Origin of the sequence: Pantoea stewartii subsp. stewartii, assembly GCF_008801695.1 — a bacterium.
Lineage (GTDB): Bacteria > Pseudomonadota > Gammaproteobacteria > Enterobacterales > Enterobacteriaceae > Pantoea > Pantoea stewartii.
Genome location: NZ_VZPF01000038.1, coordinates 22776 through 45442, shown reverse-complemented (window position 1 = coordinate 45442; position 22667 = coordinate 22776). Strand labels below are relative to the sequence as shown.

At 53.8% G+C, this 22667-nt stretch carries 28 protein-coding genes, 1 tRNA gene and 1 pseudogene; 10 read left to right on the top strand and 20 right to left on the bottom strand.

Features of this window, described 5'->3' with window-relative positions; genetic code table 11:
- Both F7Q90_RS13085 and F7Q90_RS13080 read left to right on the top strand, forming a co-directional pair.
- Nucleotides 1–97 (top strand): transposase domain-containing protein (locus tag F7Q90_RS13085; protein WP_151161016.1); only part of this gene is annotated, 97 nt, incomplete at its 5' end.
- A 31-nt stretch (nucleotides 98–128) separates the two neighbouring features.
- Nucleotides 129–881, top strand: a pseudogene (locus tag F7Q90_RS13080) (aldo/keto reductase); the annotation flags it as partial.
- Nucleotides 882–1016: 135 nt separating this feature from the next.
- Here F7Q90_RS13080 and pgpA read toward each other — a convergent pair.
- From pgpA to F7Q90_RS26695, 7 genes are all read right to left on the bottom strand, one after another.
- Complete coding sequence (gene pgpA / locus F7Q90_RS13075; RefSeq protein WP_375093900.1) at nucleotides 1017–1475, bottom strand: phosphatidylglycerophosphatase A; 459 nt, start codon at nucleotides 1473–1475, stop codon at nucleotides 1017–1019.
- A gap of 25 nt (nucleotides 1476–1500) precedes the next feature.
- Nucleotides 1501–2478 carry a thiamine-phosphate kinase gene (thiL, locus tag F7Q90_RS13070; RefSeq protein WP_006117982.1) on the bottom strand — a complete coding sequence of 326 codons (978 nt, stop codon included), beginning with the start codon at nucleotides 2476–2478 and terminating at the stop codon, nucleotides 1501–1503.
- 54 nt (nucleotides 2479–2532) lie between these two features.
- Nucleotides 2533–2952, bottom strand: a complete 420-nt coding sequence (nusB, locus tag F7Q90_RS13065) for a transcription antitermination factor NusB (protein ID WP_006117983.1) — start codon at nucleotides 2950–2952, stop codon at nucleotides 2533–2535.
- Between the two features lie 19 nt (nucleotides 2953–2971).
- Complete coding sequence (ribH, locus tag F7Q90_RS13060; protein WP_006117984.1) at nucleotides 2972–3442, bottom strand: 6,7-dimethyl-8-ribityllumazine synthase; 471 nt, start codon at nucleotides 3440–3442, stop codon at nucleotides 2972–2974.
- Between the two features lie 90 nt (nucleotides 3443–3532).
- On the bottom strand, nucleotides 3533–4636 hold the full coding sequence (gene ribD, locus F7Q90_RS13055; protein ID WP_006117985.1) for a bifunctional diaminohydroxyphosphoribosylaminopyrimidine deaminase/5-amino-6-(5-phosphoribosylamino)uracil reductase RibD: 1104 nt from the start codon (nucleotides 4634–4636) through the stop codon (nucleotides 3533–3535).
- A 3-nt stretch (nucleotides 4637–4639) separates the two neighbouring features.
- The gene (nrdR, locus tag F7Q90_RS13050; RefSeq protein WP_006117986.1) at nucleotides 4640–5089 is read right to left on the bottom strand and encodes a transcriptional regulator NrdR; all 450 of its coding nucleotides are present in this window, start codon (nucleotides 5087–5089) and stop codon (nucleotides 4640–4642) included.
- 90 nt (nucleotides 5090–5179) lie between these two features.
- Nucleotides 5180–5344 carry a hypothetical protein gene (locus tag F7Q90_RS26695; protein WP_006117987.1) on the bottom strand — a complete coding sequence of 55 codons (165 nt, stop codon included), beginning with the start codon at nucleotides 5342–5344 and terminating at the stop codon, nucleotides 5180–5182.
- A 203-nt stretch (nucleotides 5345–5547) separates the two neighbouring features.
- Here F7Q90_RS26695 and F7Q90_RS13045 point away from each other — a divergent pair, with 203 nt between their 5' ends.
- Complete coding sequence (locus tag F7Q90_RS13045; protein WP_006117988.1) at nucleotides 5548–6096, top strand: SadB/YajI family lipoprotein; 549 nt, start codon at nucleotides 5548–5550, stop codon at nucleotides 6094–6096.
- A 51-nt stretch (nucleotides 6097–6147) separates the two neighbouring features.
- Here the strand turns inward: F7Q90_RS13045 and secF are convergent, their stop codons facing one another.
- The 9 genes from secF to F7Q90_RS13005 all read right to left on the bottom strand — a co-directional run bounded on the left by secF (nucleotide 6148) and on the right by F7Q90_RS13005 (nucleotide 12749).
- Nucleotides 6148–7116, bottom strand: coding sequence for a protein translocase subunit SecF (secF, locus tag F7Q90_RS13040; RefSeq protein ID WP_006117989.1), 969 nt, complete (start codon nucleotides 7114–7116; stop codon nucleotides 6148–6150).
- 10 nt (nucleotides 7117–7126) lie between these two features.
- Nucleotides 7127–8974, bottom strand: a complete 1848-nt coding sequence (gene secD, locus F7Q90_RS13035) for a protein translocase subunit SecD (protein WP_006117990.1) — start codon at nucleotides 8972–8974, stop codon at nucleotides 7127–7129.
- A 25-nt stretch (nucleotides 8975–8999) separates the two neighbouring features.
- The gene (yajC, locus tag F7Q90_RS13030; protein ID WP_006117993.1) at nucleotides 9000–9332 is read right to left on the bottom strand and encodes a preprotein translocase subunit YajC; all 333 of its coding nucleotides are present in this window, start codon (nucleotides 9330–9332) and stop codon (nucleotides 9000–9002) included.
- Nucleotides 9332–10480: a tRNA guanosine(34) transglycosylase Tgt gene (gene tgt, locus F7Q90_RS13025; RefSeq protein WP_006117994.1), complete on the bottom strand. Its 1149-nt coding sequence runs from the start codon at nucleotides 10478–10480 to the stop codon at nucleotides 9332–9334. Before tgt ends, yajC begins: the two co-directional genes overlap by 1 nt.
- 122 nt (nucleotides 10481–10602) lie before the next feature.
- Nucleotides 10603–10956 carry a S24/S26 family peptidase gene (locus F7Q90_RS13020; RefSeq protein WP_044241411.1) on the bottom strand — a complete coding sequence of 118 codons (354 nt, stop codon included), beginning with the start codon at nucleotides 10954–10956 and terminating at the stop codon, nucleotides 10603–10605.
- A gap of 1 nt (nucleotide 10957) precedes the next feature.
- Nucleotides 10958–11137 carry a DNA polymerase V gene (locus tag F7Q90_RS13015; RefSeq protein ID WP_237166074.1) on the bottom strand — a complete coding sequence of 60 codons (180 nt, stop codon included), beginning with the start codon at nucleotides 11135–11137 and terminating at the stop codon, nucleotides 10958–10960.
- 202 nt (nucleotides 11138–11339) lie between these two features.
- On the bottom strand, nucleotides 11340–11492 hold the full coding sequence (locus F7Q90_RS26690; protein WP_006117996.1) for a hypothetical protein: 153 nt from the start codon (nucleotides 11490–11492) through the stop codon (nucleotides 11340–11342).
- Between the two features lies 1 nt (nucleotide 11493).
- Nucleotides 11494–11910, bottom strand: coding sequence for a tail fiber assembly protein (locus F7Q90_RS13010; RefSeq protein WP_052310104.1), 417 nt, complete (start codon nucleotides 11908–11910; stop codon nucleotides 11494–11496).
- Nucleotides 11910–12749, bottom strand: coding sequence for a gp53-like domain-containing protein (locus F7Q90_RS13005; RefSeq protein WP_006117998.1), 840 nt, complete (start codon nucleotides 12747–12749; stop codon nucleotides 11910–11912). Before F7Q90_RS13005 ends, F7Q90_RS13010 begins: the two co-directional genes overlap by 1 nt.
- A gap of 273 nt (nucleotides 12750–13022) precedes the next feature.
- Here F7Q90_RS13005 and F7Q90_RS13000 point away from each other — a divergent pair, with 273 nt between their 5' ends.
- Complete coding sequence (locus tag F7Q90_RS13000) at nucleotides 13023–13814, top strand: endonuclease/exonuclease/phosphatase family protein (RefSeq protein ID WP_006117999.1); 792 nt, start codon at nucleotides 13023–13025, stop codon at nucleotides 13812–13814.
- A gap of 100 nt (nucleotides 13815–13914) precedes the next feature.
- Here F7Q90_RS13000 and mltD read toward each other — a convergent pair whose 3' ends face one another.
- Both mltD and gloB read right to left on the bottom strand, forming a co-directional pair.
- Complete coding sequence (gene mltD / locus F7Q90_RS12995) at nucleotides 13915–15291, bottom strand: murein transglycosylase D (protein ID WP_006118000.1); 1377 nt, start codon at nucleotides 15289–15291, stop codon at nucleotides 13915–13917.
- 71 nt (nucleotides 15292–15362) lie between these two features.
- The gene (gene gloB / locus F7Q90_RS12990) at nucleotides 15363–16118 is read right to left on the bottom strand and encodes a hydroxyacylglutathione hydrolase (protein WP_006118001.1); all 756 of its coding nucleotides are present in this window, start codon (nucleotides 16116–16118) and stop codon (nucleotides 15363–15365) included.
- A 40-nt stretch (nucleotides 16119–16158) separates the two neighbouring features.
- Here gloB and F7Q90_RS12985 point away from each other — a divergent pair, with 40 nt between their 5' ends.
- Entirely contained in the window at nucleotides 16159–16893 is a 735-nt protein-coding gene (locus F7Q90_RS12985) for a class I SAM-dependent methyltransferase (protein ID WP_006118002.1), read from the top strand.
- On the opposite strand, the gene rnhA is transcribed toward F7Q90_RS12985, so the two are convergent.
- A complete protein-coding gene (gene rnhA / locus F7Q90_RS12980) occupies nucleotides 16878–17345 on the bottom strand; it encodes a ribonuclease HI (RefSeq protein WP_006118003.1) in 468 nt (155 codons plus the stop codon). The genes F7Q90_RS12985 and rnhA overlap by 16 nt on opposite strands.
- A gap of 53 nt (nucleotides 17346–17398) precedes the next feature.
- Between rnhA and dnaQ the strand changes: the two genes are divergently transcribed.
- Together dnaQ and F7Q90_RS12970 are read left to right on the top strand one after the other, a co-directional pair.
- Entirely contained in the window at nucleotides 17399–18130 is a 732-nt protein-coding gene (dnaQ, locus tag F7Q90_RS12975) for a DNA polymerase III subunit epsilon (protein ID WP_006118004.1), read from the top strand.
- Between the two features lie 134 nt (nucleotides 18131–18264).
- Nucleotides 18265–18341, top strand: a tRNA-Asp gene (locus F7Q90_RS12970).
- 223 nt (nucleotides 18342–18564) lie between these two features.
- Here the strand turns inward: F7Q90_RS12970 and F7Q90_RS12965 are convergent.
- A complete protein-coding gene (locus tag F7Q90_RS12965) occupies nucleotides 18565–20064 on the bottom strand; it encodes an NCS1 family nucleobase:cation symporter-1 (protein ID WP_006118005.1) in 1500 nt (499 codons plus the stop codon).
- 142 nt (nucleotides 20065–20206) lie between these two features.
- Here F7Q90_RS12965 and F7Q90_RS12960 point away from each other — a divergent pair, with 142 nt between their 5' ends.
- The 3 genes from F7Q90_RS12960 to puuE are packed head-to-tail and all read left to right on the top strand — an operon-like array spanning nucleotide 20207 to nucleotide 22651.
- Nucleotides 20207–20929: a GntR family transcriptional regulator gene (locus F7Q90_RS12960; RefSeq protein ID WP_006118006.1), complete on the top strand. Its 723-nt coding sequence runs from the start codon at nucleotides 20207–20209 to the stop codon at nucleotides 20927–20929.
- Nucleotides 20926–21657, top strand: a complete 732-nt coding sequence (hpxA, locus tag F7Q90_RS12955; protein WP_006118007.1) for an allantoin racemase — start codon at nucleotides 20926–20928, stop codon at nucleotides 21655–21657. The genes F7Q90_RS12960 and hpxA overlap by 4 nt, the downstream gene beginning before the upstream one ends.
- Nucleotides 21658–21691: 34 nt before the next feature.
- Nucleotides 21692–22651 carry an allantoinase PuuE gene (gene puuE / locus F7Q90_RS12950; RefSeq protein ID WP_006118008.1) on the top strand — a complete coding sequence of 320 codons (960 nt, stop codon included), beginning with the start codon at nucleotides 21692–21694 and terminating at the stop codon, nucleotides 22649–22651.
- The last annotated feature ends 16 nt before the right edge of the window (nucleotides 22652–22667 follow it).

Here is a 22667-nt window from a genome sequence, read left to right as displayed (position 1 = left end):
GGCGTGGCTGCGCTATGTGCTGGGGCATATCCAGGACTGGCCGGTAAACCGGCTGCACGATCTGCTGCCGTGGAAAGTCGATCTTACCTCAGCCTGACAGTCAATACGGTCTGGATGTGACGCTTACCAGGGATTTCGCCCGCCGCGAGGAGGTCGTGGTCGCCACCAAAGTCTATTTCCCGCTGAGTAATCTGTCACAAGGCCTGTCCCGTAAAAACATTCTGCAATCCATTGATGACAGCCTGCAACGGCTGGGCATGGAGTATGTCGATCTGCTGCAGATTCACCGCTGGGACTATGACACGCCGCTCGAAGAAACCCTGTCGGCACTTGATGAGGTGGTGAAATCCGGCAAAGCACGTTATATCGGCGCCTCGTCCATGCACGCCAGTCAGTTTGCACAGGCCTTAACCATGCAGGCAGAACAGGGCTGGGCCCGCTTCGTCAGCATGCAGGATCAGTACAACCTGATTCAGCGCGAAGAAGAACGTGAGATGCACCCGCTGTGCCAGCGTGAAAATGTTGCGGTCCTGCCATGGAGTCCACTGGCACGCGGTAAGCTCACCCGGCCATGGGGCGAAACCACCGCCCGCTCCGTTTCTGATGAGGTGATGAGCACGCTCTATGCTTCAACGGAGGAAAACGATGCGGCGATTGCGGCGCGCCTGGCGCAGGTAGCAGCCGACAAAGGCGTAACGCGAGCGCAGGTCGCACTGGCGTGGTTACTGAGCAAACCGGTGGTGACAGCGCCCATCATTGGCGCCTCCCGCGCAGAGCAGTTTGCTGAGCTGGTGGAAGCCGTGAACGTTGACCTGACAACGCAGGATATTGCGGCCCTGGAAAGTGAATATCAGCCTCACCCGGCAACCGGCTATCAGTGATACCAACGCAGCGTGTTCACAGGCGTGACGCGCTCATTCGGCCCGGCCGGGAGAGAGATAATGGTGAGACAACCGTACGCCGGTATTTCGGCTACGGTTGCAAAACGGTGATGATAAGGACCGCAGGACGAACGCTTAACCGGCGAGATAAACCCCGGCACCATAAAGGATGGCTGCAGCAATAATGCCCGCAATAATGTCATCGACCATAATGCCCATGCCGCCATGCACGTTACGGTCGAACCAGCGAATCGGCCAGGGCTTCCAGATATCCAGCACGCGGAACAGCACAAAACCGGCCACCACCCACTGCCAGCTGTTCACCGGAATGGCCATCAGCGTAATCCACATCCCGATAAACTCATCCCAGACAATGCTGCCGTGATCGTGAACGCCCATGTCTTTGGCGGTGCGATGGCAAAGGTACACGCCCACGCTGATGCCTAGCAGCACGACCAGCGAATACAGATCGTGCGGAAGCAAGGTCAGCAGACACCAAAAAGGAATGGCGGCCAGCGATCCCACTGTACCGGGCATAACAGGGCTGAGCCCACTGCCAAAACCGGTCGCCAGTAAATGCCAGGGATTACGCATCCGCAGACGACCTTTGGCGATATGTTTATCTGATGTCAAAATGGTCGAATCCTTTAAAACGCATATCTGTCGGTTTGCCGTTTTCGAGCAGTGACAGTCCTTCTGACTCGGGCGCCATCTGCCCAATACAGGTATAAGGCACGCCAAGATGTCCCAGCGCCACGTCCAGTGCACCCCGATTCACTTCCGGCACACTGAAGCACAGCTCATAGTCTTCGCCGCCGCTGAGCGCCCAGCGCAGCACCTGTGACGCATCAAAATTGTCACGCAGTGCCGGGGACAGCGGAAGCGCGTCAAGGTTGATACGTGCCCCGCAGCCGCTGGCTTTCAGCACATGACCTATATCAGAAATCAGCCCGTCTGAGATATCGATAGCGGAAGAGGCCAGCGAACGCAGTGACTGCCCCTGTAACACGCGCGGCATGGGCCGCAGGTGACGTTTAATCAGGGCTTCATGAATGGCCGGATCGTCAATGCGGCAGTGATGCTGCAGCAACGCCAGCCCGGCCGCGCTGTCGCCCAATGTACCGGTGACATAGATCCAGTCGCCGGGTTTTGCGCCCGAACGCTTTAACGCTTTGCCGTGAGGAATCAGCCCATGAATACCCAGCGTCAGGCTGAGAGGCCCCCGCGTCGTGTCTCCCCCCACCAGCTGCATATCGTAATATTCCAGCAGGTCAAACAGGCTTTCGCTGAAGCTGCTCAGCCAGCTTTCATTCACATCCGGCAAGGTCAGCGCCAGGGTTAGCCAGGCAGGATCGGCACCCATCGCGGCCAAATCGCTCAGATTCACCGCCAGTGATTTATAGGCTAAATCTGCAGGATGGATCGTGGGCAGGAAGTGGATACCGGAAACCAGCGTATCGGTGCTGACCGCCAGCGTTTGCTTTTCGGGCACGCTCAGCAGCGCGCAATCGTCGCCGATGCCGAGTTCGACATCACGGCGGCTACGCGTTCTGCGATTGAAGTAGCGTGCGATGAGTTCAAATTCACCACATGACATAATTGCGTTCCGCTTAACCATTAATGAAAAAGGCCGGCAAGCCGGCCTTATTGATTATTTGCGTTGGGGTCGAATTTGCGGACCGGCTTTATCCAGCACACCGTTGACAAATTTATGGCTGTCTTCAGCGCCAAATACTTTCGCCAGTTCGATACCTTCGTTGATGGCCACTTTATAAGGCACATCAGAACGCTTGCTCAGTTCATACAGCGACACACGCAGAATGGCTTTTTCCACCTGCCCCAGTTCTTCTAACTGGCGCGACAGATAGGGTTGCATCAATCCATCCAGGTACGCGCTGTTGGTCGCCACACCGGCCAGCAGTTCGCGGAAATAAGTAATATCGACGTCTTTAACGTCCTGTTCCGCCAGAAACTGGTATTCCACATCGGCAATGTCGTTGTTAGACAACTGCCAGGAGTAAAGCGCCTGGACAGCGCACTCACGGGCGCGACGGCGAGCAGCAGGTTTCACAAAATTCCCCTTACAAAAATCAGGCTTTAATGGCTTTCAATACGTTGATCATTTCAAGTGCGGTCAGGGCCGCTTCGGCACCTTTGTTACCCGCTTTGGTTCCAGCACGCTCAATGGCCTGCTCGATATTTTCGGTTGTCAGTACGCCGAATGCCACAGGAATATCGCTGTCCATGGCAACACTGGCAATGCCCGAGCTGGCTTCACCCGCGACGTATTCGAAGTGCGCCGTGCCACCACGAATCACGGTACCCAGCGCAATCACGGCATCATGTTTGCCGGTTTTAGCCAGCGCACGCGCGGCCAGCGGCAGTTCGTAAGCACCCGGTACCCAGACGACAGTGATATTGTCATCGTTGACCTGGCCGATACGCTTCAGGGCATCCACAGCGCCGTCTAACAGGCTCTCGTTGATAAAGTTGTTAAAACGCGCGATAACGATGGCAATTTTTGCCTCTGGCGTTGCAACGGCAGCTTCGATAACTTTCATACATATCCTTTCAGGGGTTTGTCTAGCCCCGCGCAGGGGGACGGATTCTAACATACTCTTTGGCGGCGTGCTCTCGCTTTTCCGCCTCTGTTATTGCGGTATCAGGGTCAGACGGAGATCGCTGCCGACCTGACGCACGTCGCTGAAAGCAAAAACCGGCGCGTCAGCCAACTGCGTCAGCCCCGTAAGCTGACACAAACCGCGCGCGTCATTACCCAGTAATTTCGGTGCCACATACACAATGAGTTCGTCAACCAGACCGGCCTGAAGCAGTGCCCCTGCCAGCGTGGCACCGGCTTCAACCCAGACGCTGTTAATCTGGCGCTGGCCCAGCACAATCATCAGCGCCACTAAATCCAGTTGGCTGTCGCGTAAAGGAACCGGAATTTGCGTCACCGAGTCAGGCCAGCGCTGAGTGTCGGCCTGCTGTCGCATCAGCCAGGTTTCGCCCAATTGTTCTATAAGTTTGTGCTGCGGTGTTACGCGATTCTGGCTGTCGACGATGACGCGTACTGGCTGGCGTAAGGTCTGCGCATCGATCAGGCGCTGACTGTCGCTGTCCAGTTCGGCCCAGCGTACGGTCAGGGAAGGATCGTCGGCCAGCACCGTTGCGCTGCTGCTGAGAATGGCGGCGCTCTGCGCTCGCAAACGCTGGACATCGCGTCGGGCAGCCGGCGAGGTGATCCACTGGCTTTCGCCACTCGCCATGGCGGTGCGGCCATCCAGTGATGCACCCAGTTTAAGCTGTATCCAGGGGAAGCCGGTCCGCATGCGTTTCAGGAATCCTCGGTTCAGGGCTTCCGCTTCCTGCATCATCAGTCCGTGGCTGACTTCAATGCCCGCCTGCTGCAGTCGATGTAATCCCCGTCCGGCGACCTGCGGATTGGGATCCTGCATCGCGGCCACGACGCGTTTTACACCGGCCTCAATAAGCGCGTCGCAACACGGCGGCGTGCGCCCGTGATGACTGCATGGTTCCAGCGTTACATAGGCTGTCGCCCCACGCGCACGCGCACCGGCCATGCGCAGGGCATGCACTTCCGCATGCGGTTCTCCGGCGCGCTGGTGCCAGCCTTCGCCAACAATGTCGCCATCGCGTACAATGACGCAACCGACATTAGGGTTTGGCATGGTAGTAAAACGTCCGCGCCGCGCCAGTTCCAGCGCGCGCGCCATATAACGTTCATCGGTCATGATTTAATCCTGTAATCTGGCAATCTCTTCGCCAAAATCACGCACGTCCTCAAAGCTGCGATAAACAGATGCAAAGCGAATATAGGCCACTTTATCGAGTTTTTTTAGCTCGTCCATGACCAGGTTACCGATCAGCTTGCTGGGAATTTCACGTTCACCCGTCGCACGCAACTGCGTTTTGATATGGCTTACCGCACTCTCTACGGCATCCGCACTGACCGGACGTTTCTCCAGCGCTTTCATCATGCCGCTGGCAAGTTTGTCTTCATTGAAAGGTTCACGCACATCGTTGCTTTTCACCACGCGTGGCATGACCAGCTCAGCGACTTCAAACGTAGTAAATCGCTCATGGCACACCAGACACTGACGACGGCGCCGCACTGACGAACCCTCACTGACCAGACGAGAATCAATCACTTTTGTGTCTACAGCGGAGCAGAATGGGCAATGCATGACGTTTCCTGACACGAGATAAATGGGCCGTACAGTGTAGCGCGAACTGCAAGTCAACAAAATCGATTCCCGTGTTTTACCCCGCCCGCTTCACAGACCGGATGGGAAATGCCCGCCCGCGTAAAACCCGCTACGCTTAAAGCGCTCAGGGCAAAAAGCGGAGAACGTAGCCACGTTCGTGCCGATCCGGGGTACTGCATCACCGGATACCTGCGCCACCGCGCTGGCCGGATGCCCGATATCAACCTGTTTCACCTTGCATCATTACGCGTAACGCGAGGTGAAATCGGCACGCCAGCGGCTACGGCATTTTATCGCTCAGGGAAAGGCAATTTCAGAGCACACTTAAGGTAATCGGCGTGATTTCAGTTCAGGCTTCAACGCCATAAGCGGATGCTGATGGGTCCCGCGACAAGGGGCAATTATTACGTCATTTGAATAAAGGATAAAAAAACATGATGAACAGGATGGTTTGGGCACCCGCGGCCCTGTCACTGGTTCTGCTAAGTGGTTGCAGCACCCCAGCCCAGCCGCAGGTGAAACAACTGCACCGGGAAGTCAGTCAGCTTAATCAGCAGATGCAGCAACTCACCAGCCAGGCAAGTGCGGTTGAAATTCAGGGACAGCTGAACGCCCATTCACAGCAGGGCGCATGGCTGTTGCCGCAGGCAAACACGCCCGTGGCACTTCAAACGCAGGTTGGCACGCTGCGCCTGTCGCTCGCACGCATTGAGGCTGAGGCCGGCGGTACGCATGCTGACCTGACGCTTCGCACACAAGACAATTCACCGCTGCCCGGGATGCATGCGACAGTAGTCTGGGGCCAGCTCGATCCCGCAACCGGTAAGCCAATTGAGGCCGACAGCCTGACGCAAACCCTCAGCGTTCCCGCTTCACTGACGCCACGCAGTTCGGTCACCGTACCATTACGGTTAAAGGATGTGACGCCGGAGCAACTGGGTTATGTTCGAATTCACCAGGTGATCGCAGATACGTCCAGGCCCTGAAAACAAAAAAGCCGCCAGATTACGCTGGCGGCTTTTTTTATCGTACCAATACTACGGCAGGATCGAAGGCTGATCGGCGCCCTCTTTCTCCACTTTCTGTACCAGCATATGTTCGCGTTTCATGCCCAGCTTCAGCGCCAGCGCTGAAGAAACGTAGATCGACGAAACGGTACCGATGGTGACACCAATCAGCATGGTCAGTGAGAAGCCTTTCAGCAGCGCACCACCAAAGATGAACAGGATCAGGATCATCGCCAGCGTAGTCAGGGAGGTGATCAGGGTACGGCTTAACGTCTGCGTCAGGGACACGTTCGTAATGTCATAAGAGGAGCCGCGACGGATCTTGCGGAAGTTCTCACGAATACGGTCCGAGACCACGATTTTATCGTTCAGCGAGTAACCGATGACCGACATCAGCGAGGCCACAATCGTAAGGTCAATCTCGACCCGGAACAGCGACAGCAGTCCACAGGTGATAATGACGTCATGCGCCAGCGCCAAAACCGTACCCAGTGCTAGACGCCACTCAAAGCGAATACCGATATAAATCAGAATTGCAATCAGTGCCGACAGCAGGGCTAACGCCCCGGCCTGCGCCAGATCGCTGCCCACGCTCGGTCCGACAAACTCGATACGTTTGACCGTCGCGTTTTGCTGCGTCGTCTGGTTGATAACCGTTACCACTTTATTACCCAGCTCGGTTCCCGCAGGCCCGGTGACCGGCGGCATACGCACCATCACATCGCGGCTGCTACCGAAATTCTGGATCAACGGTTCCTGGAACCCGGACTTCACCAGCGCACCGCGGATGGCGTCGAGATCGGCCGGTTTCTCCAGATTGATCTCAATGACCGTACCGCCGGTGAAATCGAGCCCCCAGTTAAAACCGCGTACGCCAACAATGGCAATCGAGATGATGATTAACAGTCCCGAAATGATGAATGCCAGCGTATCCCAGCGCATAAAGTCAACGACTTTACGGCCGTGGTTTAACTGCTCAATGTTATATTCCTGTGCCACAACGCACTCCTCAGATAGACAGCTTCTTAACGCGCTTGCCACCGTACATCAGGTTGATAATGGCGCGGGTTCCGACGATCGATGTGAACATGGAGGTCGCAATACCGATAGCCGTTGTAATCGCAAAGCCCTTAATGGAGCCCGTACCAATTGCATACAGAATCACCACCTTAATCAGGGTCGTCACGTTCGCATCGACAATACTGGAGAAGGCACCTTTGTAGCCCTCATGAATTGCCTGCTGTACGGAACGCCCGTTGCGCAGTTCTTCTTTAATACGTTCATTGATCAGGACGTTTGCATCGACTGCCACCGCCAGCGTCAGCACAATACCGGCGATGCCTGGCATGGTCAGCGTGGCCCCCGGTAACAGCGACATAATGCCGACAATCAGCACCAGGTTTGCCAGCAGTGCGCTGGTCGCAATCAGGCCCACTTTCTTGTAGTACAGCACCATAAACAGGATGGAGGCGACCAGGCCCCACAGGCAGGCTTCCAGCCCCTGAGTAATGTTCTGCTGACCCATTGTCGGACCGATTGTCCGCTCTTCCACAATCTGGATAGGCGCAATCAAGGCCCCGGCGCGCAGCAGCAGCGACAGCTGACGTGCTTCGTTCGGGTTGCTGATACCGGTGATGCGGAAGCTGTTGCCCAGGCGTGACTGGATGTTGGCGACGTTAATCACCTCTTCCTGTTTCACCAGAATGGCGCGACCATTCGCATCTTTCTTACCGCTGTCTTTGTACTCCACAAACAGGGTCGCCATCGGTTTACCGATGTTGTCCTTGGTGAAGTTCGACATGATATTACCGCCCACGCCATCGAGTGAAATATTCACCTGAGGCTGGTTGTATTCGTCCATGCTGGAGGTCGAATCGGTAATGTGGTCACCGGTCAGAATCACGCGTTTGTACAGCACGACAGGCTGGCCGTCACGCATGTCTTTGACCTCGGAATCCCCCGGCACGCGACCATTGGCGGCGGCGGTCGGATCAACGCTGGTATTGACCAGACGAAACTCCAGCGTCGCGGTTGCGCCCAGAATTTCTTTGGCGCGCGCCGTGTCCTGAATACCTGGCAGTTCTACCACGATGCGGTCAGAACCCTGACGTTGCACCAGCGGCTCCGCGACACCCAGTTGGTTCACACGATTACGCAGGATAGTGATGTTCTGCTGAACGGCATATTCGCGCGCTTCGCTGAGGCGAGCATCGGTCATGGTGGCTCGCAGAGCATCGTTACCGCTGTTGCTGATCACCAGATCCTGATGACGGGATGACAGCCACTTCACGGCAGCGTCACGGCTGGCTGCGTCACGGAAACGGATTTCCACGCCGTAGTTAGCAATCTTGCTGACGTTGGTATAAGGGATATTCTTTTCGCGCAGGTCGCTGCGCAGGCTGTCCGCATTCTGCTCTTGCAGTTTGCTCAGGGCAGTGTCCATATCCACTTCCATCAGGAAGTGCACGCCACCGCGCAGATCGAGGCCAAGTTTCATTGGCTGCGCCGCCAGCAGGGTAAGCCAGCGCGGCGTTGCGGGAGCCAGATTCAGCGCCACAACATAGTTTTCGCCCAGCGCTTTCATGATCGCTTCACGGGCGCGCAACTGCACATCCGTGTTAGAAAAACGCGCCGTAATCGCCCCGTTTTCCAGGGCAACAGACTTCGCCTGAATATTATCTTGTTTTAATACGTTCTGAATTTGATCCAACGTTTGCTCACTGGCGGCGCTTCCGCGCGCGCCAGTGATTTGAACAGCCGGATCCTCACCATAAAGGTTGGGAAGTGCATATACCAGGCCAATGACAAGCACCACGACCAGCATTATGTACTTCCACAAAGGATAACGATTTAACACGGCAGTTCCCTTAGGGAAGTAAAAATTACAGCGCCTTCATAGAACCTTTCGGCAGGACGGCAGCCACGAAATCACGTTTAATAACCACTTCGGTAGTGTCGTTCAGCGCAATCGCAATGTAGCCGGTTTCTGCCACTTTGGTTACGCGACCCACCAGGCCACCATTCGTCAGCACTTCATCACCTTTGGAGATAGAATCCATCAGCTTCTTGTGCTCTTTTGCGCGTTTCTGCTGAGGGCGCAGGATCATGAAGTAAAAAATCAGGCCAAAGACGACCAGCATGATCACCAGAGAATACGGACTTCCCTGAGACGGTGCGCCTGCTGCAGCCACAGCGTCAGAAATGAAAAAGCTCATTAAATTTCCCTCATTGATGAATTATCAGACGTTAAAGGCGGAACCGCTTTGCCCGTCCGTTGGTAGAACTCGGTAACAAAGCGCTCTAATTTACCCTCTTCAATAGCCTGGCGTAAACCTGCCATCAGGCGCTGGTAGTAGCGCAGGTTATGAATCGTGTTCAGACGCGCGCCCAGTATTTCGTTACAGCGATCAAGATGATGCAAGTAAGCACGGCTGTAATTGCGACAGGTGTAACAATCACACTCGGCATCCAGCGGCGACACATCGTCTTTATGCTTCGCATTGCGGATTTTTACCACGCCGTCCGTCACAAATAAGTGACCATTACGTGCATTACGCGTTGGCATCACACAGTCAAACATGTCCACGCCACGACGCACACCTTCGACCAGATCTTCAGGTTTGCCCACGCCCATTAAATAACGCGGTTTGTCCTCAGGGATCTGCGGGCAAACATGCTCCAGGATGCGGTGCATGTCCTCTTTCGGCTCACCGACCGCCAGGCCGCCCACAGCGTACCCATCAAAGCCAATCTCTACCAGACCTTTCACAGACACATCACGTAAATCTTCGTAAACCGAGCCCTGAATAATACCGAACAGCGCGTTCTTGTTGCCCAGGCTGTCAAAGCGGTCACGGCTGCGCTGCGCCCAGCGCAACGACATCTCCATTGAGCGTTTCGCATAATCCCAGTCGGCCGGGTACGGCGTGCACTCATCGAAGATCATGACGATATCGGAGCCCAGATCGTACTGAATTTCCATGGATTTTTCTGGATCGAGGAAAATCTGATCGCCATTGATCGGGTTACGGAAGTGAACGCCCGCTTCGGTGATTTTACGAATGTCGCCCAGGCTGAAGACCTGGAAACCGCCGGAGTCCGTCAGGATAGGGCCTTTCCACTGCATAAAATCATGCAGATCGCCATGCAGCTTCATGATTTCCTGACCGGGACGCAGCCAGAGGTGGAAAGTATTGCCCAGAATAATTTGCGCGCCGGTATCCTGCACTTCTTCCGGCGTCATGCCTTTTACGGTGCCATAGGTGCCCACGGGCATAAACGCCGGGGTTTCGACCACGCCACGATCAAAAATCAGACGCCCGCGACGCGCGCGACCGTCTGTGGTATCAAGCTCAAATTTCACAAGACCTCCATCGGAGAAACAGTCCGATGTATGATTAAAAGTGGCGCATGATAACAACCACAGAAGCCGCTACACAAGCCAGCCAGCAAGTTAGCGTATGACAGGATTTATCGATTTCTGCTTCATTGTGTCAATTTTCTGGCACAATTTTGCCACACCGGCATCCAGTCGGCTTCATATATAGAAAGGATTTCATGCGTCACTACCCCGAGCATCACCACACCCTCCAGTGATTCCCCGTCTATCGTCTCACCCTCTTCGGTGACGATTCCCGTTCTGAAGTACTTCCCAATCATCGGGTAGCCATCAACCTGCCAGGCAACCTTATTGCCCGGGACCGGAGTGATGGAACTGTCTACCAGAGCAAACCCTCTCGGCGTTTCAATTCGGATGGTAGATGACGGCCGGTGAATCATCAGCCTGTTCAAATCTATGCGGCTCTCAACGAAGTCTGCCGCTGGTGAAGGAAATCCCATATCAATACTCCCCGTAGTGATAGAAACGCTGCCAGAGCTTGTTCTCGCCCTCTTCCGGCGACTGATCTCTGAATGTCATCACGTTCTGCGCTATCCACTCATTGGCCTGCCTGTGGCTCATCTCCCAGTTACGCTTAGCAAGCTCAGCAACGAAGTCAGACGTTGAGACCGTAACACCCATTTTCGCGCTGCGCCGCATTGCCTCGTGGAATGAAACACTTATGTCGCCGTAACGTGGCATGACGATAGCTCCGATTTATACTGTATATAATTACAGTAATATCGATTTGCATAAGCGATCAAGTGGGAAGTGGCGGGAGTTTTGTAAAGTGGATGTTCTGGAAGGATTTATTGATGGGAAACAGGCCGTCCATGGCGATGGTTCATTCCTTAACTTCTTCATAGCCGCACTCAGGGCACTTCCAGATATCGAAAGTGACGCCGTCTACGGTCAGTGTTGAGGTTTGCATGATTTCGGCACAAATAGGGCAAAACTTAGGTAATACATAGCCTGTTGTTGCAGGTTTTTCGTCCATCTTATACCCCGTATTTAACCTTTAGCGCATTGCTGTCTGTAATGTACTGCGCTTTCAGGCTTTGATATTGCTGGTAAATAGCCGTTTGTTTTGTGTTTTGAGATGGACCGTCTGCCAAGGCGGCAGTGGCGTAAGATTCGCTCAGAGTGTTCACATCATTTTTATATTTAAGATTTAATGCGGCGGACTCTTCCTTATAAAGGTCATTATTAGTTTTTGCCGGAAGATCAACCCATGCAGGCATTGAGTCTTTTCCTGCGCCTCTTGTTTTTCCTTCTGGTGGTGTACCACTGAACTGCTCAAACACTTCATCTGATACCTCGATTCCGTCATCGGGCCACGTATTACTTTTGCGATAATCGGCCTCAAGTTCTGTAGGATAGAAGTTCTTATTTGATGGAGAAAATACGTACGTCATTATTTACCTCTCGCAAACCAGATGCAGTTAGCTGAAATAGATGGCTCTACTGCACTGTCACCTTTGACTACCTTGCCAATATTCCTTGCCTGAAAACCGCTCAATGTGATTGAGTTTATTTGCCACAAGGTCAGGTTCGTGCCTCCGCCATTGTCATGCTCACCTACAAAATAAACCCCAGTGGTAAATGGGACCGGAAAGGTAACGCTTACTGAATCAGTTGTTGCGCCAGAAACGCCCCACTGCTCAATAAAACCATCAGGGGCCTTTCTCCAGCCTGAGCTGCCCGTCCAGTACGACATATCTGGTATTTGAGTGGGGCTACTGTTGCCGACAGTTCTTGTTGATGCGTTGCCCAGAGAAAGGTTTGCTATGGCAGTTTTAACAAATGCTGTGGACGCCGTTTGTGTGCTGTTAGACGTACTTGCCGCTGTGGGAACGGTTGGTATCGCGCCTGTCGAGTCCAGTACGAACCATGACGTTGCAGCCGCTGACCAGATAACACGGACCAGGCTGCCTGCAGCAATCTCTCCCGCTGTTAACGTAGCGCCGAACTGATTAAGGACAGGGAACACACCCAGCGCTGAGACATTCAGCGTGCTTGCCGCCGTATTCGCGTTGGTGGCCCGAAAAAGCACCTCCATTCCTGATGTCAGAGAGGAAATTCCCGGATTGATGTTTACCACATAGGCATTAGCCGAGCCGGTATCTGCGCCATAGCGCAAAACATTGCGCTGAATGCCATCAATGACCCCCGCAGAAGGCAGAAAGGGGGCGTTCGCATATACACTGATATTTGAATCATTGTTTCCTTCACGTGAAATAGCGCCTGAGGCCATATACCGCTAATTAAAGCACAGCCTGCCGTTTACCCCCTTGGCGCGGATGGCTTTTTGGTAAAGCGGGCTAAAGAAGACGAAAGCGCCTTTCCGTCAGGCCGGTTATCTTTTTAGTGGAAGAAACGGTCTGCACAGGCCGGATTACGCCATTCGTGACGACAATAAAGTGGGAGGGCGGTCTCGAACAATCGTCGGCATCGATTGAAACTGCGTACTAAAATCCCTATAACAGATAAGTGACATGAATTTCTGAATGATTAGCCAGGCGGGACAGTGCGCAAAAAAACCTATGCGATGAGATATGTAGCCGGACAGCCAGCGGAAAGGATCTTTCCTCCGGGTGCCATGTTTCATCTCGGCCAGGCACTGCCACCGGGTGAGCCACTGCCCGCCGATCCCACTTTGAAAGTATTAGTATGGAATATCTTTAAGCAGCAGCGCGCTGACTGGATGTCCGTGCTGGAAGGGTTTGGTAAGGATGCCCATCTGGTTCTGCTTCAGGAAGCGCAGACGACGCCCGAGCTAATCCGCTTTGCGACCAGTAACTATCTGGCGGCCGATCAGGTTCCGGCTTTAGTGCTGCCTCAGCACCCCTCTGGCGTCATGACGTTAGCTTCTGCTCACCCTGTTTATTGTTGCCCCCTGCGCGAGCGAGAACCCCTGTTAAGGCTCTCAAAATCCGCCTTAGTCACAGCGTATCCGCTTCCCACGGGCGAGATGCTGATGGTGGTGAACATCCACGCGGTAAATTTTAGCCTGGGCGTGGATGTTTACAGCAAGCAGCTCGGCCCCATTGGCGAACAGATTATCCATCATCGCGGGCCTGTCATTATGGCGGGCGACTTCAATGCCTGGAGCCGCCAGCGCATTAACGCCCTCTATCGCTTTGCGCATCAGATGAAACTGGAAGAGGTGATGTTTACCGCCGATCACCGACGTAAAGCCTTTGGCAGACCTTTAGATTTCGTTTTTTATCGCGATATACACGTCAGTGAAGCCTCGGTTCTGGTGACGCAGGCATCCGACCATAACCCGCTTTTGGTTGAGTTCAGTACCAGACGATAAAGGTGACATCAGGCAGGAAAGGGCAGAGAGAACGTGGTCACGGGCAGGATGTAGAATCAAACAAGAAAAAAGGCTGACAAATGTCAGCCTTTTCAACGTATCAGGTATCTGGTGTTGCGTTATTCTTAACGAACAACGTGAGCTCGTCACCAGGCTGAATATCTTTTGCGTTACTCACAACACTGTTCCAGCGCATCACGTCTTTGATGTTAACGCCGTGACGACGGGCGATACTGTCAAGAGAATCACCCTTACGAACGCGATAGGTGATGCTGTTGCTATTATCCGCCAGGCTCGTGCCATTCGAACCCACAGTCAGTAACTGACCGGGACGAATACTGGCACTGCGCAGGTTATTTTGCTGCTTCAGTGTGGCCACGCTGACGCCTAACTTATTCGCAATACCGGATAAGGTATCGCCGCTTCGCACTTTGTAGCCCCCCTCATTGCTGGCTTTCGCCAGTTGTGTGGGCTGCACGGCAGAGATATCACCGGAAGCCAGTGAATCACGCAGCTTTGCGACGTTAGACTTCGGCACCAGAATGTAATGTGGCCCATTGGGTGCTGTTGCGCCGCCTTTATAACCGGTATTGAAGCTCTTCAACTTGGTGAGCGACATCCCCGCCATTTCTGCGGCCTGCGTCAGTTTTATCTGCTGACCCACTTCAACGCGTGCCAGAGCACGGTTTTCGTCAGGCGTCGGCAGTTTGATACTGTAACGCTTGTTGTGCTTAAGCAACTCGCTCAAGGCCAACATTTTTGGTACATAAACCGTGGTTTCACGTGGAAGCGAAAGATGCCAGAAGTCGGTAGGCTTACCGCGCGCCTTGTTCTGTTTAATCGCTTTGAGTACCCGTCCTTCTCCGCTGTTGTAAGCCGCCACTGTCAAAAGCCAGTCACCACCAAACATCGTATTAAGACGCTGCATCATATCCAGTGCTACTTTCGTTGAGGCGACAACATCGCGACGACCATCGTAGTAACGGTTCTGTTTTAAACCATAGTTTCGACCCGTACTCCCAACGATCTGCCAGATGCCAGCGGCATTTGCAGATGACGTTGCGTGAGGATCAAAAGCGCTCTCCACTATGGGTAGCAGTACCAGTTCCATCGGCATATTACGTTTCTTAATCTGCTCGACTATCCAGTACATGTACGGCTCTGCCCGTAATGTTACATCGTGGAGATAGCTCTTATTTTTTAAAAACTTTAATTTCTGTTCGCGGATCCGGGCGTTTTCCGGAATCCCCATCTTCAACTCGTCACTAATGAAACGCCAGAGATCATTATCTTCTGCGAGGCCAGTTCCATCTTCCTGCCATCGCGGCGATAAAAGTCGATCACCGTATTTTCCATTTTCACTTTGACCAGCTGAAGACAGACTCTGGGCATGCTGTTCGGGGATATTGGCGTCATTCCGTGATGCCTGACATCCTACCAGCAAGACCGAGGCGAATAATATCGCTTTAGCCTTCATGTGTGTGTCAATAGTTCGCTTAAAAGACGAGCAACTATACGTGACGGTCCTTCACAACACAACCCGAAAAATCAAAAAGCGTCTTTCTTCTCGCGTAGAACAGCAAATGTTTGCCATACGGGCCCAACCCCAGCATCAACGTTTAAAGCGCGTTGTAAATCAGAATCTTGCGTTCGGAGAAATAAATTTATCACACGCTCATGGGCCAGTTTTGTAGGTAAAGTAATGCGGTTTTCGGCCCGTAAGTCCTTAATTTTATGGTATTCAGCCGTTATTTGCGGATCGTGGGGTAAAATTGCCGCAGCAAACTTCAAATTGGATAAAGTATATTCATGCGCACAGCACACTAATGTGTCTTCCGGGAGCGAATTAAGCTTTTGAAAGGATTGGTACATTTGCTCAGGGGTGCCTTCGAAAAGCCGTCCGCAACCACCTGAGAACATCGTATCTCCACAAAAAAGATAAGGTGCACTGTAATATGAGATATGTCCTAAAGTGTGCCCCGGCGTAGCGATGACCGCGAATGACAGGCCCAAAACGTCAACGTTATCTCCTTCACGCACGCATGTTTTTGCCCCTTTATCTGCCGTTTCCTGCGGACCGTAAACGGCAATCTCGGGAAAATGTTCACAGAGCGTTTTCACGCCACCGACATGATCGTTGTGATGATGCGTCAGCAAAATGGCGACAGGCTGCCAGTCATTGGCCTGAATTTTCTCCAGAACCGGCTGGGCTTCACCCGGGTCAACAATCAGGCATTTTCCTTCGTCATCTGTTAACGTCCAGATGTAGTTATCTTGCAGTGCAGGAATGCTGGTAAGATTCATAAATACCTCTCGCTGGTCGTTAAAAGGAAAATGGTAAAGCATGAAGCCCGCCAAGACACGCCAAATCCTGAACGCCCCACGCTCATGGCACGATATGCCATGGGGCATTTACTTTCGCGATGCCCTGACGCAGCAACTTCAGCCTTACCTCGGAAAGCTTTATGGCTTTCATATGCTTAAGCTTGGCAACCTCAGCGCAGAAATCAATACGGAACAGTGCGCGATTTCCCATCAGGTCAGCGTAGGTGTCGAAGGTGAAGGCTTACAGGTCCTGGCGCATCCCACCCAGCTCCCGTTCGAAGCCAAGTCTGTCGATGCCTGTTTACTGGCACATACGTTATCCTGGAGTCAGGATCCCCACCGGGTATTGCGGGAAGTGGACCGGGTATTGATCGATGATGGCTGGATGATAATCAGCGGCTTCAATCCGTTCAGTCTGCTGGGCATCAGTAAAATAGTACCCGGAATACAGCGTAAAGCGCCCTGGAGCGGGCGCATGTTCAGCCAGATGCGATTACTGGACTGGCTGGGATTGCTGAATTATGAAGTGGTCTTTCGTACGCGTTTTCAGGTGTTGCCCTGGCACCGGCAGGGCGGCAGAATGATCAGCGCTCACTTACCTGCTTTAGGGTGCCTGAATATCGTCGTTGCGCGTAAGCGCAGTTTCCCTCTCACGCCGACCAAGGCAAGAATGAGTCTGAGCAAAAGGCCCCTGCCGCAGCCTGTGAATGCGACACGGCAGTTCAGACACGTCAACGATCAGGATTCTGGTTGATAGCCGATATCATCAAAAGCCGGATGGTTTGCGGCATGGCGTGCCAGTTCATCGCAGCGTTCATTCTCCGGGTGGCCCGCATGGCCTTTAACCCACTCCCATTGAATCTGATGGGTGCTGAGCGCAGTATCAAGCCGTTGCCACAGATCGACGTTCTTAACCGGCTTCTTATCGGCTGTTTTCCAGCCGCGTTTTTTCCAGTTATGAATCCATTGCGTAATGCCCTGGCGCACATACTGACTGTCGGTACTCAATACCACGTCACAGGGTTGTTTCAGGGCTTCCAGCGAGACGATAGCCGCCATCAGTTCCATGCGATTATTGGTCGTCAGGCGGTAACCGGCGCTAAATGTTTTTTCATGTTGCCCATAACGCAAAATTGCGCCATAACCCCCCGGGCCCGGGTTGCCGAGGCAGGAACCATCGGTATAAATTTCTACCTGTTTGCGCATCTCTGGTAGACTTCCTTCTGACAAAACGCCAAGTCTGACATAAAACGAGCCCTATGAGCACTGCAAATAACCGCCAAATCGTTCTCGATACTGAAACCACCGGTATGAATATGATCGGGGTGCATTATGAAGGTCACCGCATCATTGAGATCGGTGCCGTTGAAGTGGTGAACCGTCGCCTGACAGGGAACAACTTCCACATGTATCTCAAGCCCGATCGGCTGGTCGACCCGGAAGCGTTTGGCGTTCACGGTATTGCCGATGAGTTTCTGCTGGATAAACCGACCTTCAGTGAGATTGCCGATGAGTTTCTTGACTACATCCGTGGTGCAGAACTTGTCATTCATAATGCCTCGTTTGATATCGGCTTTATGGATTATGAGTTCAGCAAGCTTGAGCGCGGCATCGAAAAAACGGAAACCTTCTGCAAGATTACTGACAGCCTGGCGATGGCGCGCCGTATGTTCCCCGGTAAGCGCAACAGCCTTGACGCGCTGTGTTCACGTTATGAGATAGACAACAGTAAGCGTACGTTGCACGGCGCACTGCTCGATGCCGAGATCCTGGCCGAAGTCTTTTTAACCATGACGGGCGGACAAACGTCCTTGTCTTTCTCGTCGGAGGAGGATCGCTCGCGTCAGCAGCAGAGCGAAGGCATTCAGCGCATCGTTCGGCCCACATCAGGATTGCGCGTGGTCACCGCCAGTGATGAGGAAATCAGTCATCACGAATCACGGCTGGATCTGATCATGAAGAAGGGGGGCAGTTGCCTCTGGCGCGCCTGAGTCGCAAAGATTTGTGTGTAAAATCAACATCGGGGCGAAAATAGCAGCAAACGGAAGCGGGCAGGGGGAAAACCGTTGACGGCGAGTAATGATGTGATTAATATGCGCCTCGTTCCCGACGGGGAACAAAGCGCGGAGCGGTAGTTCAGTTGGTTAGAATACCTGCCTGTCACGCAGGGGGTCGCGGGTTCGAGCCCCGTCCGTTCCGCCAAATTTTGACGCCATGCTGGTTATCAGCATGGCGTTTTTGCTTTCTGGCTCTGGACGTTTCTCGTCTTCCTCTCAACAGCCGGTTTTCCCGTCACGCTCAGTGCTATCCCGTATTTTCGACCTGATGCCCGTCGCACCCAATAAATGCCCCATAAAGGCAGGGTAAGAACGACGTTCCCACAGCCAGTCCTCACAGAAACGGACTGACTGACAGTAAGCGTGAATCAGTCTTTCTGCATCGCGACGGCACCCGACGGGATTGTCGTATGTTTTCCTGCAACCTGTTTTTCCCGCGCCACCAGCCAGTAGCAGCTCGCCGCCAGCGCCACGCCGATAAACCAGCTAAAGTTGGCGACCTGATGCAGAGAAGGGATAAAGCTAATCACCAGACAAATAGCGACCGAGGGCAGCAGGGCAACAATGGCTTTCGGGTTAAATCCACCGCGATACCAGTAGCGCCCCTGCGGTGTGGCATCGAACAGATCGTCCACAGAAATACGGCCGCCTTTGATCAGGTAAAAATCGGCTAACAGAATGCCAAACAAAGGCCCGATAAACGAACCCAGTACGTCCAGCGTATAGTGAATCAGTTCAGGCGACTGGAACAAATTCCACGGCGTGAGCAGGACCGAACCCACCGCTGCAATCATCCCCCCGGTACGAAAACTGATTTTCTGAGGCGAGCAGTTAGAAAAATCGAAAGCAGGAGACACGAAGTTCGCCACGATGTTGATGCCAATCGTCGCGGTAATCATGGTCAGTAAGCCAATCGCCACGGCTAAATCGCTGCCAACCATGCTCACGGTTTCGATAGGATCGGTGATCATTTTGCCAAACAAGGACTGCGTACCCGATACAATCACAACGGTCACGATGGAGAACAGCAGGAAATTGAACGGCAGTCCCCAGCGGTTACCCCGGCGAACCTCACACATGCTTTTGCCGTAGCGAGAAAAGTCACCAAAGTTCAGCAGCGGGCCTGAGAAGTAAGACACGACCAGTGCCGTTGCCGTAATCATCTGCCAGGTTTGTTCACCGATGGACAGCGATTTGCCGGCCAGCGTAAACGAAATACCGTCGAATCCGGTTTTGTATACAATCCAGCCCGCCAGTGCCAGCATGACGACGTAAACGGCGGGACCAGCGATATCAATAAAGCGCTTAATCGCACTCATGCCGTGCCAGAACACCATCGCCTGCAGAACCCACATCACGCCAAAGCAGTACCAGCCCAGTTGCGATAAGCCAAGCCAGTGGCTGTGCGTCAGGCTTTCCAGCGACGGATAAAACTTCAGCAGCACCAGCATCAGCGCATTCGCCGCCAGCCAGGTCTGAATACCGTACCAGGCAAACGCAATCAGGCCGCGGATCACCGCCGGAATATTGGCGCCAAAGACACCGAATGCCTGGCGGCAAATGACCGCATAAGGCACGCCGGCCATCTGGCTGGGTTTAGCGACCAGGTTGGCGCAGAGCTGAACAATACAGATTCCCGCCAGCAAACACAGCAGCACCTGCCAGCTGGCCAGCCCTAATGTGAAGAAGCTTGCCGCGACCACGTAGCCGCCCATGCTGTGCACATCCGACATCCAGAAGGAAAAGATGTTGTACCACGACCAGTTTTGATGACGGGTAGGCGCCAGGTCAGCATTACATAGCTTCGGACTGTATGCTTTTCCGGCTTCAGAGGCCGATGTGTTACCCACCGTTGAATGATTTGGCATGAAACCTGCTCCTCTCAAAGACATGAATAAAATAACCTTGTGAAATCACATTGCAGGATCCAGGCCAGATTTGTTTTTTGTATACAAAATTTATTTTTCACGTATACGATAAGTGACGCAATGATGTTTACCGGAGCGGGTGATGAAGAGTGAAACAGGCCAGAGAACGGCGGCCGAGCTGCATGATAAAGATGAACCTATCTATCAGGCGTTAATGAACGCCATTGTCGAACATCAACTGCCGCCCGGCAGCAAATTGCCGGAAGAAGCGCTTTCAGAGGTCTTTGGCGTGAGCCGCACGGGCATCCGTAAGGTCTTGCAGCGCCTTGCTGCGGTGCAAATGATCACGCTCACGCCCAAACGTGGTGCACATGTCGCCACACCGGGCGTGGAGGAAGCGCGGGATATTTTCCGCACCCGAAGCCTGCTTGAGTGCGGCAATCTTTCTGCGGTGCTGGAACATCTGCAGGCACCGCACCTGGCCGGGCTCACGGCCCTGGTTGAGCAGGAAAAAGAGGCGATTGCCCGGCATGACGGGCCGGCGGCGATTCGTCTGTCCGCGGCCTTTCATATCCAGTTGCAGGCGATTTCGGGCAATCAGGTATTAACGGATTTGGTGACGCAACTGGCCCAGCGATCGTCGCTGGTGATTGCCACCTGGGGCGCGCCCTGGCAGCGCGGTTGTCGCTGTGACGATCACGGCCAGTTACTCCAGCGACTCCGGGAAAAAGACCTGGTGTCACTGACCGCCTCGCTGCAGCACCATTTTGAACACATCGTTGCCAGCCTCCATTTTGAGCGCGGAGGCGAAACACTACCGGATTTTTCCCGACTGTTTGCCGGGCATAAAGGAGCTGTATCATGAGCCTGATTCAGGTTATCAATCCCAATACCAGCCAGGCGATGACCGAAACCATCGGTCATGCGGCCCGCGCGGTGGCCGCACTTGGAACGGACATTATTGCCGTTTGCCCTTCGCAGGGCGTGCCGTCGATTGAAGGGCATTTTGATGAGGCGATAGCGGCGATCGGCGTGCTGGAACAGGTGAAGCTCGGCAAAGCGCAGGGCGTCAGTGGCCATGTGATTGCCTGTTTTGGCGATCCTGGCTTGCTGGCGGCACGCGAACTGGCCAGCGGGCCGGTCATCGGTATCGCGGAGGCGGCCATGCATACCGCCACATTGGTGGCAACGCGTTTTTCAATTGTCACGACGTTGCCCCGCACGCTGGTCATCGCACGCCATTTACTTCAGCAGTACGGTTTTACGCACCATTGTGCTGCTTTACATGCTATTGATTTACCCGTGCTGGCGCTGGAAGACGGCAGCGGCGTGGCGCAGGAGAAAGTGCGCCAGCGCTGTATCCAGGCAAAGCGGGAAGATGGCTGTGGCGCCATTGTTTTAGGCTGTGGGGGCATGGCAACGCTGGCCGCGTCGCTGACAAAAGAGCTGGAGATGCCGGTGATTGATGGCGTCAGCGCCGCCGTTAAGATGGTGGAATCGCTGGTGGCGCTGGGTTTTGGCACCAGTAAACAAGGCGATTTAGCTTATCCGCTACATAAACCGCTCTCAGGTGTCTTTCAGCACCTAAACTAAGCAGATGTTCCCGTTCAACGACAGGATGCAAGTGATGACTGAAAGCCAGGATAAAAAAACCTACAGCTTCAATAAGAATTACCCGCGTGACCTGATCGGTTACGGTGGAAAGCCTCCACATGCGCGCTGGCCAAAGAAAGCGCGCGTCGCGGTGCAGTTTGCACTCAACTATGAGGAAGGGGCAGAAAACAACGTTTTGCACGGCGACACGGGTTCAGAACAGTTCCTGTCTGACATCGTTGGGGCGGCCAGTTATCCGGATCGGCATATGTCGATGGAATCCCTGTACGAGTATGGATCCCGCGCCGGTTTCTGGCGCATTCACAATGAGTTTCAGAAGCGCGGACTGCCCCTGACCGTGTTTGGCGTCGCGATGGCGTTGGCGCGCCACCCGGACATCGTGGACGCCATAAAACAGGCGCAGTATGACGTGGTCAGCCACGGCTGGCGCTGGATCCACTATCAGTGCATTGATGCTAAAACCGAACGTCAGCACATGCAGCAGGCGGTGGATGTGTTAACGGACCTGTTTGGCAAAGCGCCCACAGGCTGGTACACCGGACGCGACAGCCCCAATACGCGGCGGCTGGTGGTGGAACAGGGCGGCTTCAGTTATGACAGCGACTATTATGGTGATGATTTGCCATTCTGGACTCAGGTCACCTGTCAGGACGGTACGGTAAAACCCCATCTGATCATTCCTTACACGCTGGAATGCAACGATATGCGCTTTGCCTCGCCCCAGGGTTTCAATACCGCAGAGCAGTTCTTCACCTATCTGCGCGATACGTTCGACGTGCTTTATGAAGAAGGCGAAACCGCGCCCAAAATGATGTCGGTGGGGATGCACTGCCGCCTGTTAGGTCGCCCGGGAAAATTCCGCGCCTTGCAAAATTTCCTCGACCACATTCAGCAGCATAAAGATGTGTGGATTTGCACCCGGCAGCAGATTGCCGATCACTGGATAAAAACCTACCCCGCGCCAGAGGCGTAATCTCCCGGCGGCAAGC

Excerpts from the sequence above, each read along its gene's own strand:
- puuE (WP_006118008.1), top strand. The coding sequence starts at position 21,692 with ATGACTGAAAGCCAGGATAAAAAAACCTACAGCTTCAATAAGAATTAC.
- dnaQ (WP_006118004.1), top strand. The coding sequence starts at position 17,399 with ATGAGCACTGCAAATAACCGCCAAATCGTTCTCGATACTGAAACCACC.
- F7Q90_RS13015 (WP_237166074.1), bottom strand. The coding sequence starts at position 11,137 with ATGGGTGTTACGGTCTCAACGTCTGACTTCGTTGCTGAGCTTGCTAAG.
- rnhA (WP_006118003.1), bottom strand. The coding sequence starts at position 17,345 with ATGCGCAAACAGGTAGAAATTTATACCGATGGTTCCTGCCTCGGCAAC.
- F7Q90_RS13020 (WP_044241411.1), bottom strand. The coding sequence starts at position 10,956 with ATGGGATTTCCTTCACCAGCGGCAGACTTCGTTGAGAGCCGCATAGAT.
- F7Q90_RS13045 (WP_006117988.1), top strand. The coding sequence starts at position 5,548 with ATGAACAGGATGGTTTGGGCACCCGCGGCCCTGTCACTGGTTCTGCTA.
- nrdR (WP_006117986.1), bottom strand. The coding sequence starts at position 5,089 with ATGCATTGCCCATTCTGCTCCGCTGTAGACACAAAAGTGATTGATTCT.
- ribD (WP_006117985.1), bottom strand. The coding sequence starts at position 4,636 with ATGACCGATGAACGTTATATGGCGCGCGCGCTGGAACTGGCGCGGCGC.
- hpxA (WP_006118007.1), top strand. The coding sequence starts at position 20,926 with ATGAGCCTGATTCAGGTTATCAATCCCAATACCAGCCAGGCGATGACC.
- F7Q90_RS12965 (WP_006118005.1), bottom strand. The coding sequence starts at position 20,064 with ATGCCAAATCATTCAACGGTGGGTAACACATCGGCCTCTGAAGCCGGA.
- gloB (WP_006118001.1), bottom strand. The coding sequence starts at position 16,118 with ATGAATCTTACCAGCATTCCTGCACTGCAAGATAACTACATCTGGACG.
- thiL (WP_006117982.1), bottom strand. The coding sequence starts at position 2,478 with ATGTCATGTGGTGAATTTGAACTCATCGCACGCTACTTCAATCGCAGA.
- F7Q90_RS12985 (WP_006118002.1), top strand. The coding sequence starts at position 16,159 with ATGAAGCCCGCCAAGACACGCCAAATCCTGAACGCCCCACGCTCATGG.
- pgpA (WP_375093900.1), bottom strand. The coding sequence starts at position 1,475 with ATGCGTAATCCCTGGCATTTACTGGCGACCGGTTTTGGCAGTGGGCTC.
- F7Q90_RS12960 (WP_006118006.1), top strand. The coding sequence starts at position 20,207 with ATGAAGAGTGAAACAGGCCAGAGAACGGCGGCCGAGCTGCATGATAAA.
- yajC (WP_006117993.1), bottom strand. The coding sequence starts at position 9,332 with ATGAGCTTTTTCATTTCTGACGCTGTGGCTGCAGCAGGCGCACCGTCT.
- F7Q90_RS13010 (WP_052310104.1), bottom strand. The coding sequence starts at position 11,910 with ATGACGTACGTATTTTCTCCATCAAATAAGAACTTCTATCCTACAGAA.
- ribH (WP_006117984.1), bottom strand. The coding sequence starts at position 3,442 with ATGAAAGTTATCGAAGCTGCCGTTGCAACGCCAGAGGCAAAAATTGCC.
- F7Q90_RS26690 (WP_006117996.1), bottom strand. The coding sequence starts at position 11,492 with ATGGACGAAAAACCTGCAACAACAGGCTATGTATTACCTAAGTTTTGC.
- mltD (WP_006118000.1), bottom strand. The coding sequence starts at position 15,291 with ATGAAGGCTAAAGCGATATTATTCGCCTCGGTCTTGCTGGTAGGATGT.
- F7Q90_RS13005 (WP_006117998.1), bottom strand. The coding sequence starts at position 12,749 with ATGGCCTCAGGCGCTATTTCACGTGAAGGAAACAATGATTCAAATATC.